Origin of the sequence: Variovorax sp. Root318D1, from assembly GCF_001424835.1 — a bacterium.
In the GTDB taxonomy this organism is placed as follows: domain Bacteria; phylum Pseudomonadota; class Gammaproteobacteria; order Burkholderiales; family Burkholderiaceae_C; genus Variovorax.
The window spans coordinates 1-13889 of record NZ_LMCQ01000021.1 but is presented as its reverse complement, the minus strand read 5'-3'; the positions used below and the strand labels follow the sequence as shown (position 1 = coordinate 13889).

Below are 13889 nucleotides of genomic sequence, written 5' to 3'. Positions count from 1 at the left end.
GGCAGGAATGCCGCCCTTGCCGCTTCGCCTGTTGCCAGGCGTATTGAAGTCGAAATCCGAGAGGTGGCATGAAACCGCAGGAAAAGTCCGGCGAACTGCTTCAGGCGGTCACAGCGCTCCGCTCCTATTTCGTGCGGGCGGCCTGGTTCAGTGTGTGCGCGGGCCTTCTGCTGCTGGCCCCGAGTGCATACATGCTCGAGGTGTATGGGCGGGTGGTGAACAGCCGCAGCACGCTCACGCTGGCCATGCTGACGCTGCTGGTACTGGCAGCCTTCTGCCTGATGGAAGTGCTCGACTGGGCACGCGCCGAGGTGATGTACCGCGCGGGGCAGCAACTCGATCGGAAGCTGCGCAACCGAGTGTTCGTCGCCGTCTTCGAAGCGGGTCTCAAGCGATTGCCGGGCGGAACCGTGCAGCCGCTGAACGACCTTCGCACCTTGCGCGAGTTCCTGTATTCCCCGCCATTGCTGGCGCTGATGGAAGCACCGGTTGCGCTGGTCTTCATGGGGCTGATGTTCGCCATCAGCCCCGTGCTGGGCTGGTCGGCCGTGGTGGGCTCGCTGTTGCAGGTGTTCATCGGCTGGCTCAACGATCGGAACACGCGGCCGCCGCTGGTGTCTGCCAATCGGTGCGCGATCGAGGCGCAGCAGTATGCGGACGCTGCGCTCAGAAACTCGCAGGTGATCGAGTCGATGGGCATGCTGCGGGACGTGCATCGCCGCTGGATGGGCAAGCGGCGCGACTTCCTGCAGCGCGAGGCACTGGCTTCGGACCGCGCCGGGGGCTACCAGGCCGTCGGCAAGTTCTTGCAGGTCACCATGGGTTCGCTGTTGCTCGGCCTCGGTGCCTGGCTGCTGCTGAAGAACGAGCTCAACGGCGACGCGGGAATGATGGTGGTCGGTTCGATCCTGGGCGGCCGGGCGTTGGCGCCGCTGGTGCTGCTGGTGGCGCAGTGGCGCATGGTGGTCCATGCGGTTGATGCGTGGCAGCGCCTGGGCAGCCTGTTGAGCGCGATTGCGCCGCGGCCGGAGACGATGCCCTTGCCGCCGCCCAAAGGCGCGCTGCAAGTTGAAAGCCTTGTCGCAGGCGCTCCGGGCGGAGGCTCGGCCATCCTGAGGAACGTGGCCTTCAGCCTATTGCCCGGCGAGGTGCTTGCCGTGGTGGGGCCCTCTGCCGCGGGCAAGACGACGCTGGCGCGCCTGATCGTCGGCCTCTGGCCGGCGGCGAGCGGCAAGGTGCGGCTGGATGGCGCGGACGTGTTCGGGTGGGACAAGACCGAGCTCGGCCCGCACATCGGCTATCTGCCGCAGGAAGTGGAATTGCTCGAAGGCACCATCGCCGAAAACATTGCACGCTTCGCAGAGGTGCGGCCTTCGAAGGTCAAGGAGGCCGCAGTGGCCGTCGACCTGCATGCCTACATCACGAGCCTTCCGCTGGGCTACGACACCCCGATAGGGACCGAAGGCGCGGTGCTGTCGGGCGGGCAGCGGCAGCGGGTCGCATTGGCGCGCGCTCTTTACGGCGAGCCCGCGCTGGTGGTGCTCGACGAGCCGAATTCGAGCCTCGACGACGCCGGCGACGCCGCATTGACGGCCGCCATTCTGAGACTCAAGGCGCGCGGCACCACGTTCGTCGTCATGACGCACCGCACCAGCGTGCTGGCCGTGGCCGACAAGATGCTGGTGCTGTGCGACGGCGCGATGCAGGGATTCGGCGCACGCGACGAGGTTTTGGCTGCGCTGCAGAAAGCCGGTGAACAGGCGATGGACCGAATCCGCAAGGCCGCAAACCAGCCTGTGTCGAGACAGCGCGATGCCGACAACGCCGCGAGCGTCGCGCCAGAGCCGAGCCCACAGTCATGAACAAACCTTCGTTCTTCAACCGCAGCGAACTGGCGCGCGCTCTTTGGGGCTTCCGAAGGGAGTTCCTGCTGGTCGGGGCGCTGAGCTTCCTGGCCAACCTGCTCATGCTCGCGCCGACGCTCTACATGCTGCAGATATTCGACCGCGTGCTGTCCAGCCAAAGCGGACTGACGCTGCTCGCGGTTTCCTTGATCACGCTGGTCCTGTTCGTGGCGCTGGCCTTGTCGGAGTGGCTGCGTTCGCGCCTGCTGGTGCGGGCCAGCCTGCGCTTCGACCGGCAACTGAGCACCCGGGTGTTCAACGGGAGCTTCCAGGCCTATCTCGGGCAGCCGGCGTCCACGAAGTCCAGGCCATTCGCAGACCTCAATCACATCCGCCAGTTCCTCACCGGCCCGGGCGTCTTTGCGCTCTTCGATGCACCTTGGACACCGATCTACATCGCGGTGATCTTCTTTCTTCATCCTTGGCTCGGGATCGTGGCGCTGGGGTTCGCGCTGGTTCAGGCCGCACTGGCGTGGTTCGGCCAGCGGCAGACCGCGGCACCGGTGGAAGCGGCCCTGAAAGCCACGGGCGAGACGATCGGCGACCTGCAGGGCAAGCTTCGGAACGTCGAGGTGCTCGAATCGATGGGCATGATCGCCAACCTGCAAAAGCGCTGGAATCGCCAGCATGCGGCCAGCATGGACAAGGGCGCCTTGGCGCAGGGATTCATCCACCGTGTCTCCGGCTGGAGCAAATTCATACGCTACAGCCAACAGTCGCTCGCATTGGGGGCAGGCGCGCTGCTGGTGATCGATGGCCAGTTGTCGCCAGGCGCCATGATTGCGGCGAACGTGCTGATGGTCCGTGCCCTGGCGCCCATCGACCAGCTGGTGGGCACGTGGCGTGGCTTTGTCTCCTCCCGCATCGCATTCCATCGCCTCGAAAGACTGTTGGACGAATTCCCGGAGCAGGACCGCGTCCCTTCCCGGGCCGGACCGACAGGCGCCATCAGTTTGCAAGACGTGTCGGCAGGCGCCGCGGGGCGTGCGACGCCCATCCTGAAGAACATTTCGTTTGCGGTCCCCGCGGGAACCGTGGTCGCGGTGCTGGGCCCTTCGGGCTCGGGCAAGTCGACGCTGGCAAAGGTCATGGTGGGCATCTGGAGCGCATCTTCCGGCGCAGTGCTGCTCGACGGCGTGCCGATCAGTGGCTGGAATCGTCCGGAGCTGGGGCCGCATGTCGGCTATCTGCCGCAGGACGTCGAGTTGTTTGGCGGCACCATTGCCGAAAACATCGCGCGGCTCGGCGTGGTCGACTCGCGCAAGGTGATCGAGGCCGCAGGCAGCGCCGGCATGCACGAGACGATCCTGCGTTTTCCGCAAGGCTACGACACGCCCATCGGGGACGCGGGCAGCCTGCTTTCCGGCGGGCAGAGGCAGCGCATCGGACTGGCGCGTGCGATGTACGGAGACCCTTCGCTCATCGTGCTGGATGAGCCGAACGCCAACCTCGACGACGCGGGGGAGGCGGCACTGGCAATCGCCATACGGCAGCTGAAGGCCAAAGGAAAAACGGTATTCCTGGTGACGCATCGCCAAGCCGCGGTGTCTGTGGCCGACCGCCTCATAGTCCTCCGCGACGGCGTACTGGCCGCGGACGGCCCGCGCGACGCCGTGCTTGCGTCTTTTCGTCGCCCGCAGCCTGCCGTGCGAGCGGCGGCGCTGGTGCAGTCGGCCTGAGCGGGCGCCGTCCACCTGTCATCGATCCTTCTCCGGGAGCTTCAAATGGCCAAACCGAATCTTCTCAGGGACGTCACTTCCAACCCTGTGCCGGCGGACGACGTCGAGCGGTCGCAGGACGATGCAAATGGCCTCAAGAGCGATTTCGGCCGCGCAGGGCGCATTGGCGCGTGGGCACTGGCCGCCGGATTCGGCGGCTTTCTGCTGTGGGCCGCATTTGCGCCGCTGGACGAGGGTGTGCCGAGCCAGGGGCAGGTCGCCATCGACACCAAGCGCAAGGCTGTCCAGCACCAGATCGGCGGCATCCTCAAGGAGGTGCGGGTAGGCGAGGGCGATCAGGTCCAGGAGGGCCAATTGCTCTTCAAGCTCGACGACGCCGCGGCCCGGGCGAGCTTCGAAACCGTGCGCCAGCGCTATCTGGGTTTTCGCGCTATTCAGAGCCGGCTTCTGGCTGAACAGGCGGGCCAGAACACCATCGACTTTCATCCGGATTTGCAGGCGGCGGCCTCGGACCCGCTGATCCGGCAGCAGATGTTCAACCAGGAGCAACTGCTCAGGTCGCGCCGCGCCGCCTTGCGCGCCGACCTGCAATCGATCGAAGAGAACATCCAGGGCCAGCAGGAGTTGTCTCAAGCTTATTCAAGCATGCTGGTCAGCCGCAGAACGCAGCTTTCGCTTCTCCACGAAGAACTGGGCCAAACGCGCAAGATGGTCGGCGAAGGGTTTGCCCCGCGCAATCGCCAGCTGGAAATGGAGCGCCAGGTCGCGGAATCGAACACCTCCATTGCCGAACTCATCGGCAACATGGGCCGTGCGCGGCGCTCCATCGCAGAGCTTCGCCAGCGTGCCATTGCCCGGCAGCAGGAGTACCACAAGGAGGTGGAAACCCAGCAGGCCGAAGTCAGCCGCGAAGTGCTTGGCGACTACGAGAAGTTCGTCGCCCTGCGCGACGAACTGGGCCGCACCGAGATCCGCTCGCCCGCATCGGGCCAGGTGGTGGCGCTGGTGGCGCAGACCGTTGGCGGCGTGATCGCGCCGGGGCAAAAACTGATGGACGTGGTTCCTGCCAACGAGCCCTTGCTGCTCGAGACCCGGGTGCCGCCGCACTTGATCGACCGTATCCGAGCCGGCATACCGGTGGATGTGCGGTTCTCGTCCTTTGCGCATTCTCCGCAGCTCGTGGTGCAGGGCAAGCTGGTTTCGGTCTCCGGCGACTTGCTGACCGACCCGCAGACGAACGCGAGCTACTACCTGGCGCGCGTCGCCGTGACGCCGGAGGGGCTGAAGAAGCTCGGCAAGCGTTCGCTGCAGCCGGGCATGCCGGTCGAGGTGGTCTTCAAGACCGGAGAGCGCTCGCTGCTCGTCTACCTCCTGCATCCGCTCACCAAGCGCATTGCGGCCTCGATGACGGAAGAATGAAGGTGAACAAAAAAAACCTGCTGGTATTCGCTGCTGCCGCCAGCCTATTCTCCGGGCAGTCTTGGTCGCTCGACTTGTCGCAGGCCTATGGGGAAGCGCTGGTTCAAGACTCGACGATCCGCGCCGTGCGGGCGGCCACGGATGCCCGGCGCGAGCGCGTGCCGCAGGCCCGGGCGCAGCTGCTTCCCAGCGTGTCGGCGAGCGTCTCTCGCTATCGAAATTCACTGGAACGGACCTCGCCCGATGCCTCCGGGCAGCTGGTCACCGCCAACCTGCGCTACACCAGCAGCAGCGAGGCGTTGACTTTGCGGCAGCCGCTCTTTCGCATGCAACTGCTGGCCGACTACCGCCAGGCGAAGGCGCAGGTCGACGATGCAGAGGCAACACTGGAGCGCGAGACGCAGAACGTCGGCGTCCGCGTGAGCGGCGCCTACTTTGAAGCGCTCCTGGCCGAGGAGCATCTTGCGCTGGTGCTGGCGCAGAAGACGGCCTACACGACCCAGTTCGATGCGGCAGAGAAGCGGTTCAGGGCCGGCCTGGGCACGCGCACCGACATCGACGAAGCACGTGCGGCGCTGGATCTCAACGTGGCGCAGGAACTCGAGGCGCGCCAGAACCTGGACTTCACGCGCAGGCAGATCCAGAGCCTGGTCAATCGCCCGATCGACCGGCTGGCGCCGCTGGATTCGTCCAGGATGCGGCTGGTCCCGCCGACGCCCGACCGGCTGGAAGCCTGGGTCGAGCAGGCCGAGGCCAACAGCCCCGAACTCCAATCGCTCGTCGCGCAGGTGGAAGCGGCCAAATACGAGGTGGAGAAGGCCCAAGCCGGCCACTACCCGACCCTGGACGCCGTCGCCCAGTGGTCGCGCAACGACAGCGACACGATCAACAGCATCAAGACCCGCTACACCAACCGGTCCATCGGCCTGCAGCTCAACATTCCGCTTTATGCGGGCGGCTACGTGAGCTCGACCGTGCGGCAGGCGCTCGCAGGGCAACAGCGCGCCGAAGAGGCCCTCGAGGCCATGCGCCGCGATCTGGGGGTGCGCCTGCATCGCGAGTTCCGCGGCGTGACGGAAGGCGTCCTCCGGGTTCGCGCGCTCGAACAGGCGGTGCGGTCCGCGGAGCAGGTCGTCATCTCGAACAGCCGATCGTTCGAGGCCGGCAGCCGCACCTTGCCCGACGTGCTGAATGCGGAGCAGCTGAAGGTCTCCGCGCAGCGCGACCTGGCCCAGGCCCGCTTTGTCTACATGCTGTCGCGCGTACGCTTGCAGGCGCTTGCGGGCGGCCCCAAAACCGAGGTCATCGACGAGATCAACGGCTGGCTCGTGCGTTGATTCCCGGCCCGTCAGATGACGGGCACGCTGGTCTCCTTCAGCACGCGCAGCACGAAGTGCGACTTGCTGTGGCGGATGCCCGGGATCTTGTAGAGCTTTTCACGCAGCAGCCGCTCGTAGTCGCGCGTGTCGCGCACCGCAATGCGGATGTAGTAGTCGTAGTCCCCAGACACCAGGTAGGCCTCCTGGATCTCCGGAATGGTTGCCAGCACGCGGCCGAAGTCGTACAGCGTTTCGTCGGTATGGCTTTCGAGCGTGACCTGCACGATGACCGAATCGTGATAGCCGAGCTTGGCCGGATCGACATCGATGGTGTAGCGCTTGATCACGCCCTGGGCTTCGAGCTTCTTGATGCGCGTCCAGCAACTGGTGGGCGACAGTCCGACCTCATGGCCGATCTCCTGCAGGGTCTTGCGCGAGTCGAGCAGCAGCACCCGCAGGATCGCCATGTCGATCTTGTCGAAAGATCCTTCTTCTTTACCGGGTGTTTTCCGAAGGGTTTTCATTAACAGGGTCGAATGAGCAAAAAGAAAGAAGCAAATTCTGCATCAGAACCGGAAGAATCGACGGCATGCGACTGCTCGACCTTCCCCCGACTTCTTCTCCATCCCTTCAGCACGCGGCCTCGGCCGATGCGACCCGCGTGCGCAACGGGGCCGAGGCCCTGCTCGACACATTGGTCGAATGCGGTGTCGACACGCTTTTTGGCTACCCGGGCGGCGCCGCGCTGCCGCTTTATGACGCGCTCCACGGCGAGCCTCGGCTGCGCCATGTGCTGGTGCGGCATGAGCAGGCCGCCGTGCATGCCGCCGAAGGCTATGCGCGCACCACGGGGCGCGTGGGCGTGGTGCTCGTCACGTCGGGGCCGGGCGTGGGCAACACCATCAGCGGCCTGCTCGACGCCATCAGCGATTCGGTGCCGCTCTTGTGCATCAGCGGGCAGGTGGCGACCGGGGTGATCGGCACGCAGGCCTTCCAGGAGAGCGATGCGCTTGGCATGTCTCGCCCTGTGACCAAGTGGAACCAGCAGGTGCGCGCGGCCGACGACGTGCCGCAGCTGGTGCGGCGCGCGTTGGAGATCGCCGCTTCCGGGCGGCCGGGGCCGGTGCTGCTCGACGTGCCCAAGGATGTGCAGCTCATGCGGCTGGGCCACGGAACCGAACCCCGGCCGCTGCGTGCTCTGCGCACAGGCAGGGCCGCGCTGCCACCAAAGGCCATGCTGCAGCGCGCGGCCGACCTGATCTCGACGGCTCGCCGGCCGGTGCTCTATGGCGGCGGCGGGCTGATCAACTCGGGCCCGGCCGCGTGCGAAGCCTTCGCGCAGCTGGTGCACCGCTTGCACGCGCCGTGCACGCTCACGCTCATGGGGCTCGGCGCCTTTCCAGCATCGGACCCGAAATTCATCGGCATGCTGGGCATGCACGGGATGCTCGAAGCCAACCTGGCCATGCACGAGGCCGACCTGGTGGTGTGCGTCGGCGCGCGCTTCGACGACCGCGTGACCGGCAAGCTCGACGAGTTCTGCCCGCATGCGCGCAAGATCCACATCGACATCGATCCGGGCAGCATCAACAAGGTGGTGAAGGTCGACGTGCCGATGGTCGGCGATTGCGGCGACATCGTCCAAGCCCTGCTCGCGCTGCTGCCCGCGGGTGACTTTGCGCCCGAACGGCTTGCGCCCTGGTGGCAGCGCATCGAACGCTGGCGCGCGGAAGATTGCCTCGGCTTCACGCCGCGCGCGGATGCCATCCTGCCGCAGCAGCTGATGTCGTCGCTGCAGCGCGCCATCGCCGGGCGCGACGCCATCGTGTCGACCGACGTGGGCCAGCACCAGATGTGGGCCGCGCAATACCTGCGCTTCGACCGGCCGCGGCGCTGGCTCACTTCGGGTGGTGCCGGCACCATGGGCTACGGATTGCCGGCGGCCATCGGCGCGCAGGTTGCGCACCCCGGCGCGCTCACTGTGTGCGTGAGCGGCGACGCCTCGGTGCTCATGAACATCCAGGAGCTTTCAACGGCCGTGCAGCATCGGGCGCCAGTCAAGCTGGTGCTGTGCAACAACGGCTACATGGGCATGGTGCGACAGTGGCAGGAGCTCAACCACGGCAACCGCCTGAGCCACAGCTGGAACGAGGCGCTGCCGGATTTCGTGGCGCTGGCCAAGGCTTTTGGCTGGGGTGCGCGGCGCGTTTGTGATCCGGCCGAGCTGGTGGCGGCGCTTGCTGAATGCCTTGCCAGCGAAGGGCCGTTCTTTCTCGACGTGCAGGTTGCAGCGCAGGAGAACTGCTTTCCGATGATGCCGGCGGGGTGTGGGCACCACCGGGTGATGCTTTCGAAGGACCGGTGGTATGAAGAAGAGTCTTGAGCGTTTGACTTTCTCTCCCGGTTTGACTCCCTCTCCCTCTGGGAGAGGGCGGGGGTGAGGGCATGTGCCTGTGATCAGGCGCGGCCGTTTCTTTGACGCCGATGCCCTCACCCCAACCCTCTCCCAGAGGGAGAGGGAGAAAGAAGGGAAGGGTTCGGCCCCCTCTCAGAGAAAGAGGGGGCAAGAGGCCCTGCTACAGGGCCGGTGGAACGCTCAGGACTTGATGAACGCCAGCAAATCCGCGTTGAACTTTTCCTTGTGCGTGTCGGTCAGCCCATGCGGCGCGCCCGGATAGACGATGAGCTTGTTGTTCTTCACCAGCTTGGCCGAGGCCAGGCCCGATGCGCCGATCGGCACGATCTGGTCGTCGTCGCCGTGGACGATGAGCGTGGGCACGTCGAACTTCTTCAGGTCTTCGGTGAAGTCGGTTTCCGAGAACGCCTTGATCGAGTCATAGGTGTTCTTGTGGCCGGCCATCATGCCCTGCGCCCACCATGCGTCGATCAAGCCTTGCGACACCTTCGCGCCCGGCCGGTTGAAGCCGAAGAACGGACCCGTGGGCAAGTCCTTGTAGAACTGCGAGCGGTTGGCGAGCTGGGCCGCGCGCAGGCCGTCGAACACCTCCATCGGCAGGCCGCCCGGATTGGCGGCGGTCTTCAGCATTTGCGGCGGCACGGCCGATATCAGCGCGGCCTTGGCCACGCGCTTGGTGCCGTGGCGGCCGATGTAGCGCGCCACCTCGCCGCCGCCGGTCGAGAAGCCGACCAGGATGGCGTTCTTCAGGTCCAGCGTTTCGATGACCGTGGCCAGGTCGTCGGCGTAGGTGTTCATGTCATTGCCGTTCCAGGGCTGGCTGGAGCGGCCGTGGCCGCGGCGGTCATGCGCCACGGCGCGGTAGCCCTGCGATGCAAGGAACAGCATCTGCGATTCCCAGCTGTCGGAATTGAGCGGCCAGCCGTGGCTGAACACGACGGGTTGGCCGGTGCTGGGGCCCCAGTCCTTGAAGTAGAGCTGGGTGCCGTCTTTGGTGACGATGGTGTTGCTCATGACTTGCTTTCCTTTGAGTGAAGAGGCGTGGACCGCGCCGGGCTTCGGCGCGGCGGTGGAAGCGGCGGATGCCGCGGTGGACAAGCAGGTCCCCGCGAGGGTTCCGGCTGCAACGGAAGCGCCGCCGACCAGCAGGCTGCGGCGGGTCGGGGTGGCGGTGAGATTTTTGCTGTTTGCGGACATGGTGCGTTCCTTTTTTGACGTCGTGGTTAATGCAGGTTAAAACTATCGTACGTATTAATATCGCGTGCGATATAAATATGAAAAAGAAGCAGGAAGGCGGTGCGGCGGGCCATCACGCGTTCCTGTCGAGGTTGGAACGCAGCGTTTTCAACTGCGTGCGCAGCTTGACGATGTCCTTGGGCGGCAGCTCCATGGCCTCGGCCAGGCATGACGGAAGCGCCTTCGCCTTGGCGCGAAGTGCGCGGCCTTCGGAGGTGAGCGACACGATCACCTGCCGTTCGTCCGTTGCCGACCGAACGCGCTGAATGAGGCCACGCGCTTCGAGCCGCTTGAGGAGGGGAGTGAGGGTGGTCGTTTCGAGCGCCAGGCGCGCGCAGATCTCGGACACGTTGACGCCGTCCTGCTCCCACAGCACCAGCATGACGAGGTATTGCAGGTAGGTAAGGTCCAGGTCGCGCAGCAGGCCGCGGTAGACCTTGTTGAGGCTCAACATCGTCGAATAGAGGGCGAAGCAGAGCTGCTCGTCCAGCGCCAGCGAGTCGCCCTGAGGGGCGGCTGCGGACTTCGCGGGGAGCAGGTTGGAAGGCATGGGCCGAACTATATATCGCATGCGATCTAATTGCAAGCGACAGGATGTTGGTGCCTGATGAGCAACTCCGGGATGCGGCGTTTGTACACCTGGCGCAAGCCAGATGAAAAGGGGGCGGCATTTCTGCCGCCCCCTTTTCCCCTTGCTTGGGAGCCCGCTACACGATCGCTGGCTGACTGGTCGTGCCGATCAGGTTGGCGATGCCATCGATCTCCAGGTGCACGTCGAAGTCGAAGTTCGCGAAGTCCTCATCGTCGTCGATCACCCGGCCTCCAAAGTTCAGGTCCACGTCCGAGTTGATGGTCGTTTCCGTGATCACATCGATCTTTATGATCTTGAACACGTCGTTGTCCGCCGTATCGGCATAGTTCATCCCGGCGGCGGTCAGGTTCACCGAGCTGTGGGTACTCAGGCTGATGCCCGTGCCGGTGAGGTCTTCGGTGCTGCTGAGCACCTGTACGCCCGCGATCTGGTAGGTGGCGCTGTCGTAGTCGTCCTCGCCGATGCTGACGATCTTCGTGCCTCCCGTGCCCGACTGATAGTCTGTCGCCGAGTTGGCAATCAGCAGCCGGGTCGTGGTGGTGTTGGTCGACGCATCGAACAACTTCAGCAGGATCGCCACGTCTTCGCCGTCCGTGATCTGATCGAGCGTGATGTTGATCGCGTCAGCGTAGGCCTTGTCGGTACCGACAGTGGTCGCGCTGGGCCGTTGTGGCGGACTCGTGAGGTTGGGGCTGCTCACCGGATTCGACCTGTAGAAGTCGAAGTTCAGCAGCTCGCCAGCCTGGACGGTGTCGGAGTTCACACCGAGGGTGTTGGTTGCGACGTTGACGAAAGCCTTGCTCTCGCTGGTGAAGATTTCGCCCGTCGCAAACGCGTGATCGCTGCCCGACATCAGATCGCCAGTGTCGCTCGGCGGCCTGGCGGAACTGGCGGACAGCACGCCGAAGAAGTCGCTGCTGTACTGCTGGACCACGATCTCCGGCGAGTTGTTGCCCTCGGTGTCGTAGTTGAAGGAAGCCAGCGGCGAGCTCGTGGAGAACGTCGTTTGTCCACCGATGAGCTGATTCAGATCGAAGGTGAAAGTGCCGTCCGTCTTGTTGAAGACGACCGTGCCGCTTGCCGCCTGCGTCGTCGTCGACGTGGGTCCGGGGTAGTAGTTGAAGCTGAAGTTGTAGGTCACCGTGGTCGCATCTTCGGCAAAGTGCGTGACGGCCGCATCGGTGATCGGCCGGCCGCCGCCGGTCGTGCCGGTCAGGCCTGTCAGCACGATGCCGTCGGTCGGCGAGTTGTCCACGTCGTCCGCGCCCACGGAGAAGTTGTAGGTCCCCGCAATGGGTAGGCCGTCGTTTGCTCCGGTGAGGTCGGAGATGGCCGTGACCGTCGGGCCGTCGTCGTCGAACCGGATGTTGGCGCCGATGTTGAGCACCTTCGAATCGCTGGCGGTGTCGCCATCGCCATCGGTGACCGTCACGGAATTGGTCAAGGTGATCAGCGTGTCGGCCAGCGTGGCCTCCTGGTCCGCATAGTTCGACCCCACGCCCGGCAGCGCATGATCGATCTCGGCAAACTGCTGCAGCGTGACCGAGCCGGCCGCGCTGACCGCGACGTCGAAGATGGTGTTGCCCGCCGTGATGCCAGCCTCGGTGGCCGAAGTCGACCCGATGACCTTGCCGCCCACCAGGTACAGCCTGATGGTGGCGCCGTCGCTCTTGAGCCCGGAGTCACCGCCCTGCGTGGCCACGCCAAGCGCGAAGCTCGAAGTGGTGGTGCCTGGCCCGTCGGCGCCGTAGTTGACCGTCGCCGCGCTGAAGGCGGTCGAGAAGTCCTGCGTGTCCGAGTCGGTGGCCGCGCCGATGGTGTCNCGTGGTGGTGCCTGGCCCGTCGGCGCCGTAGTTGACCGTCGCCGCGCTGAAGGCGGTCGAGAAGTCCTGCGTGTCCGAGTCGGTGGCCGCGCCGATGGTGTCAGCGTCCTGCGTGTTGAGCAGCACCGTGTCGGTGGGCGCTGTCAGCGAGACGGACGGACCGTCGTCGTCGAACTTGATGTTGGCACCGATGTTGAGCACCTCGGAATCGGTCGCCGTGTCGCCGTCGCCATCGGTCACCGTCACCGTGTTGGTGAGCGTGATCAGCGTGTCGGCCAGCGAGGCCTCCTGGGCCGCGTAGTTGGACGAATCACCCGGCAGTGCGTGGTCGATCTCGGCGAACTGCTGCAGCGTGACCGAGCCGGCTGCGCTGACCGAGACGTCGAAGATGGTGTTACCCGCCGTGATGCCGGCCTCGGTGTTGAGCACCTCGGAATCGGTCGCCGTGTCGCCATCCCCGTCGGTGACCGTCACGGTCTGGGTCAGGGTGACCAGCGTGTCGGCCAGCGAGGCCTCCTGGTCCGCGTAGTTGGACGAATCACCCGGCAGTGCGTGGTCGATCTCGGCGAACTGCTGCAGCGTGACCGAGCCGGCYGCGCTGACCGAGACGTCGAAGATGGTGTTACCCGCCGTGATGCCGGCCTCGGTGGCCGACGTCGATCCAATGACCATGCCGCCCACCAGGTAGAGGTAGATGGTGGCGCCATCGCTCTTGAGCCCTGAGTCGCCACCTTGCGTGGCCACGCCCAGCGTGAAGCTCGACGTGGTGGTGCCTGGCCCGTCGGCGCCATAGTTGACCGTGGCCGTGCCAAAGGCGGTTGCAAAGCTCTGCGTGTCCGAGTCGGTGGCCGCGCCGATGGTGTCGGCGTCCTGCGTGTTGAGCAGCACCGTGTCGGTGGGCGCTGTCAGCGAGACGGACGGGCCGTCGTCGTCGAACTTGATGTTGGCCCCGATGTTGAGCACCTCGGAATCGGTCGCCGTGTCGCCATCSCCGTCGGTGACCGTCACGGTCTGGGTCAGGGTGACCAGCGTGTCGGCCAGCGAGGCCTCCTGGGCCGCGTAGTTGGACGAGTCACCCGGCAGCGCGTGGTCGATCTCGGCGAACTGCTGCAGCGTGACCGAGCCGGCTGCGCTGACCGAGACGTCGAAGATGGTGTTACCCGCCGTGATGCCGGCCTCGGTGGCCGACGTCGAWCCRATGACCTTGCCGCCCACCAGGTACAGGTAGATGGTGGCGCCATCGCTCTTGAGCCCTGAGTCACCACCCTGCGTGGCCACGCCCAGTGYGAAGCTCGACGTGGTGGTRCCCGGCCCGTCGGCGCCGTAGTTGACCGTYGCCGCGCTGAAGGCGGTCGAGAAGTCCTGCGTGTCCGAGTCGGTGGCCGCGCCGATGGTGTCGGCGTCCTGCGTGTTGAGCAGCACCGTGTCGGTGGGTGCTGTCAGCGAGACGACGGACCGTCGTCGTCGAACTTGATGTTGGCACCGATGTTGAGCACCTCGG

The 13889-nt window shown here is 65.4% G+C and carries 11 protein-coding genes; 6 read left to right on the top strand and 5 right to left on the bottom strand.

Features of this window, described 5'->3' with window-relative positions; translation table 11 throughout:
* The first annotated feature begins 68 nt into the window (after positions 1-68).
* The 4 genes from ASC78_RS18555 to ASC78_RS18540 are packed head-to-tail and all read left to right on the top strand — an operon-like array spanning position 69 to position 6339.
* Positions 69-1862 (top strand): type I secretion system permease/ATPase, encoded by a 1794-nt coding sequence (locus ASC78_RS18555; RefSeq protein ID WP_055804429.1) that lies wholly within the window; start codon positions 69-71, stop codon positions 1860-1862.
* On the top strand, positions 1859-3583 hold the full coding sequence (locus ASC78_RS18550) for a type I secretion system permease/ATPase (RefSeq protein WP_055804426.1): 1725 nt from the start codon (positions 1859-1861) through the stop codon (positions 3581-3583). The genes ASC78_RS18555 and ASC78_RS18550 overlap by 4 nt, the downstream gene beginning before the upstream one ends.
* Before the next feature lie 45 nt (positions 3584-3628).
* Positions 3629-5002 carry an HlyD family type I secretion periplasmic adaptor subunit gene (locus ASC78_RS18545; RefSeq protein WP_055804423.1) on the top strand — a complete coding sequence of 458 codons (1374 nt, stop codon included), beginning with the start codon at positions 3629-3631 and terminating at the stop codon, positions 5000-5002.
* The gene (locus ASC78_RS18540; RefSeq protein WP_055804420.1) at positions 4999-6339 is read left to right on the top strand and encodes a TolC family outer membrane protein; all 1341 of its coding nucleotides are present in this window, start codon (positions 4999-5001) and stop codon (positions 6337-6339) included. The genes ASC78_RS18545 and ASC78_RS18540 overlap by 4 nt, the downstream gene beginning before the upstream one ends.
* 11 nt (positions 6340-6350) lie before the next feature.
* Here ASC78_RS18540 and ASC78_RS18535 read toward each other — a convergent pair whose 3' ends face one another.
* Positions 6351-6845: an Lrp/AsnC family transcriptional regulator gene (locus ASC78_RS18535; protein WP_200934329.1), complete on the bottom strand. Its 495-nt coding sequence runs from the start codon at positions 6843-6845 to the stop codon at positions 6351-6353.
* Positions 6846-6910: 65 nt separating this feature from the next.
* Between ASC78_RS18535 and ilvB the strand changes: the two genes are divergently transcribed.
* Complete coding sequence (ilvB, locus tag ASC78_RS18530; RefSeq protein ID WP_055804417.1) at positions 6911-8704, top strand: biosynthetic-type acetolactate synthase large subunit; 1794 nt, start codon at positions 6911-6913, stop codon at positions 8702-8704.
* Positions 8705-8917: 213 nt separating this feature from the next.
* Here ilvB and ASC78_RS18525 read toward each other — a convergent pair whose 3' ends face one another.
* Positions 8918-9751, bottom strand: a complete 834-nt coding sequence (locus ASC78_RS18525) for an alpha/beta fold hydrolase (RefSeq protein WP_235505127.1) — start codon at positions 9749-9751, stop codon at positions 8918-8920.
* Here ASC78_RS18525 and ASC78_RS28060 point away from each other — a divergent pair.
* Positions 9750-9974, top strand: a complete 225-nt coding sequence (locus ASC78_RS28060; RefSeq protein ID WP_235505126.1) for a hypothetical protein — start codon at positions 9750-9752, stop codon at positions 9972-9974. The genes ASC78_RS18525 and ASC78_RS28060 overlap by 2 nt on opposite strands.
* A 72-nt stretch (positions 9975-10046) precedes the next feature.
* Here the strand turns inward: ASC78_RS28060 and ASC78_RS18520 are convergent, their stop codons facing one another.
* The 3 genes from ASC78_RS18520 to ASC78_RS28055 form a co-directional block, all read right to left on the bottom strand.
* The gene (locus ASC78_RS18520; protein ID WP_055804411.1) at positions 10047-10523 is read right to left on the bottom strand and encodes a MarR family winged helix-turn-helix transcriptional regulator; all 477 of its coding nucleotides are present in this window, start codon (positions 10521-10523) and stop codon (positions 10047-10049) included.
* A 157-nt stretch (positions 10524-10680) separates the two neighbouring features.
* A complete protein-coding gene (locus ASC78_RS28395; protein ID WP_443082736.1) occupies positions 10681-12381 on the bottom strand; it encodes a DUF5801 repeats-in-toxin domain-containing protein in 1701 nt (566 codons plus the stop codon).
* Positions 12382-12388: 7 nt separating this feature from the next.
* Positions 12389-13810: DUF5801 repeats-in-toxin domain-containing protein (locus ASC78_RS28055; protein ID WP_235505125.1), on the bottom strand; the 1422-nt coding region annotated here is incomplete at its 3' end.
* Positions 13811-13889 lie beyond the last annotated feature (79 nt).

Excerpts from the sequence above, each read along its gene's own strand:
- ASC78_RS18545 (WP_055804423.1), top strand. The coding sequence starts at position 3,629 with ATGGCCAAACCGAATCTTCTCAGGGACGTCACTTCCAACCCTGTGCCG.
- ASC78_RS18520 (WP_055804411.1), bottom strand. The coding sequence starts at position 10,523 with ATGCCTTCCAACCTGCTCCCCGCGAAGTCCGCAGCCGCCCCTCAGGGC.
- ASC78_RS18555 (WP_055804429.1), top strand. The coding sequence starts at position 69 with ATGAAACCGCAGGAAAAGTCCGGCGAACTGCTTCAGGCGGTCACAGCG.
- ASC78_RS28060 (WP_235505126.1), top strand. The coding sequence starts at position 9,750 with ATGACTTGCTTTCCTTTGAGTGAAGAGGCGTGGACCGCGCCGGGCTTC.
- ASC78_RS18540 (WP_055804420.1), top strand. The coding sequence starts at position 4,999 with ATGAAGGTGAACAAAAAAAACCTGCTGGTATTCGCTGCTGCCGCCAGC.
- ilvB (WP_055804417.1), top strand. The coding sequence starts at position 6,911 with ATGCGACTGCTCGACCTTCCCCCGACTTCTTCTCCATCCCTTCAGCAC.
- ASC78_RS18525 (WP_235505127.1), bottom strand. The coding sequence starts at position 9,751 with ATGAGCAACACCATCGTCACCAAAGACGGCACCCAGCTCTACTTCAAG.
- ASC78_RS18535 (WP_200934329.1), bottom strand. The coding sequence starts at position 6,845 with ATGAAAACCCTTCGGAAAACACCCGGTAAAGAAGAAGGATCTTTCGAC.
- ASC78_RS18550 (WP_055804426.1), top strand. The coding sequence starts at position 1,859 with ATGAACAAACCTTCGTTCTTCAACCGCAGCGAACTGGCGCGCGCTCTT.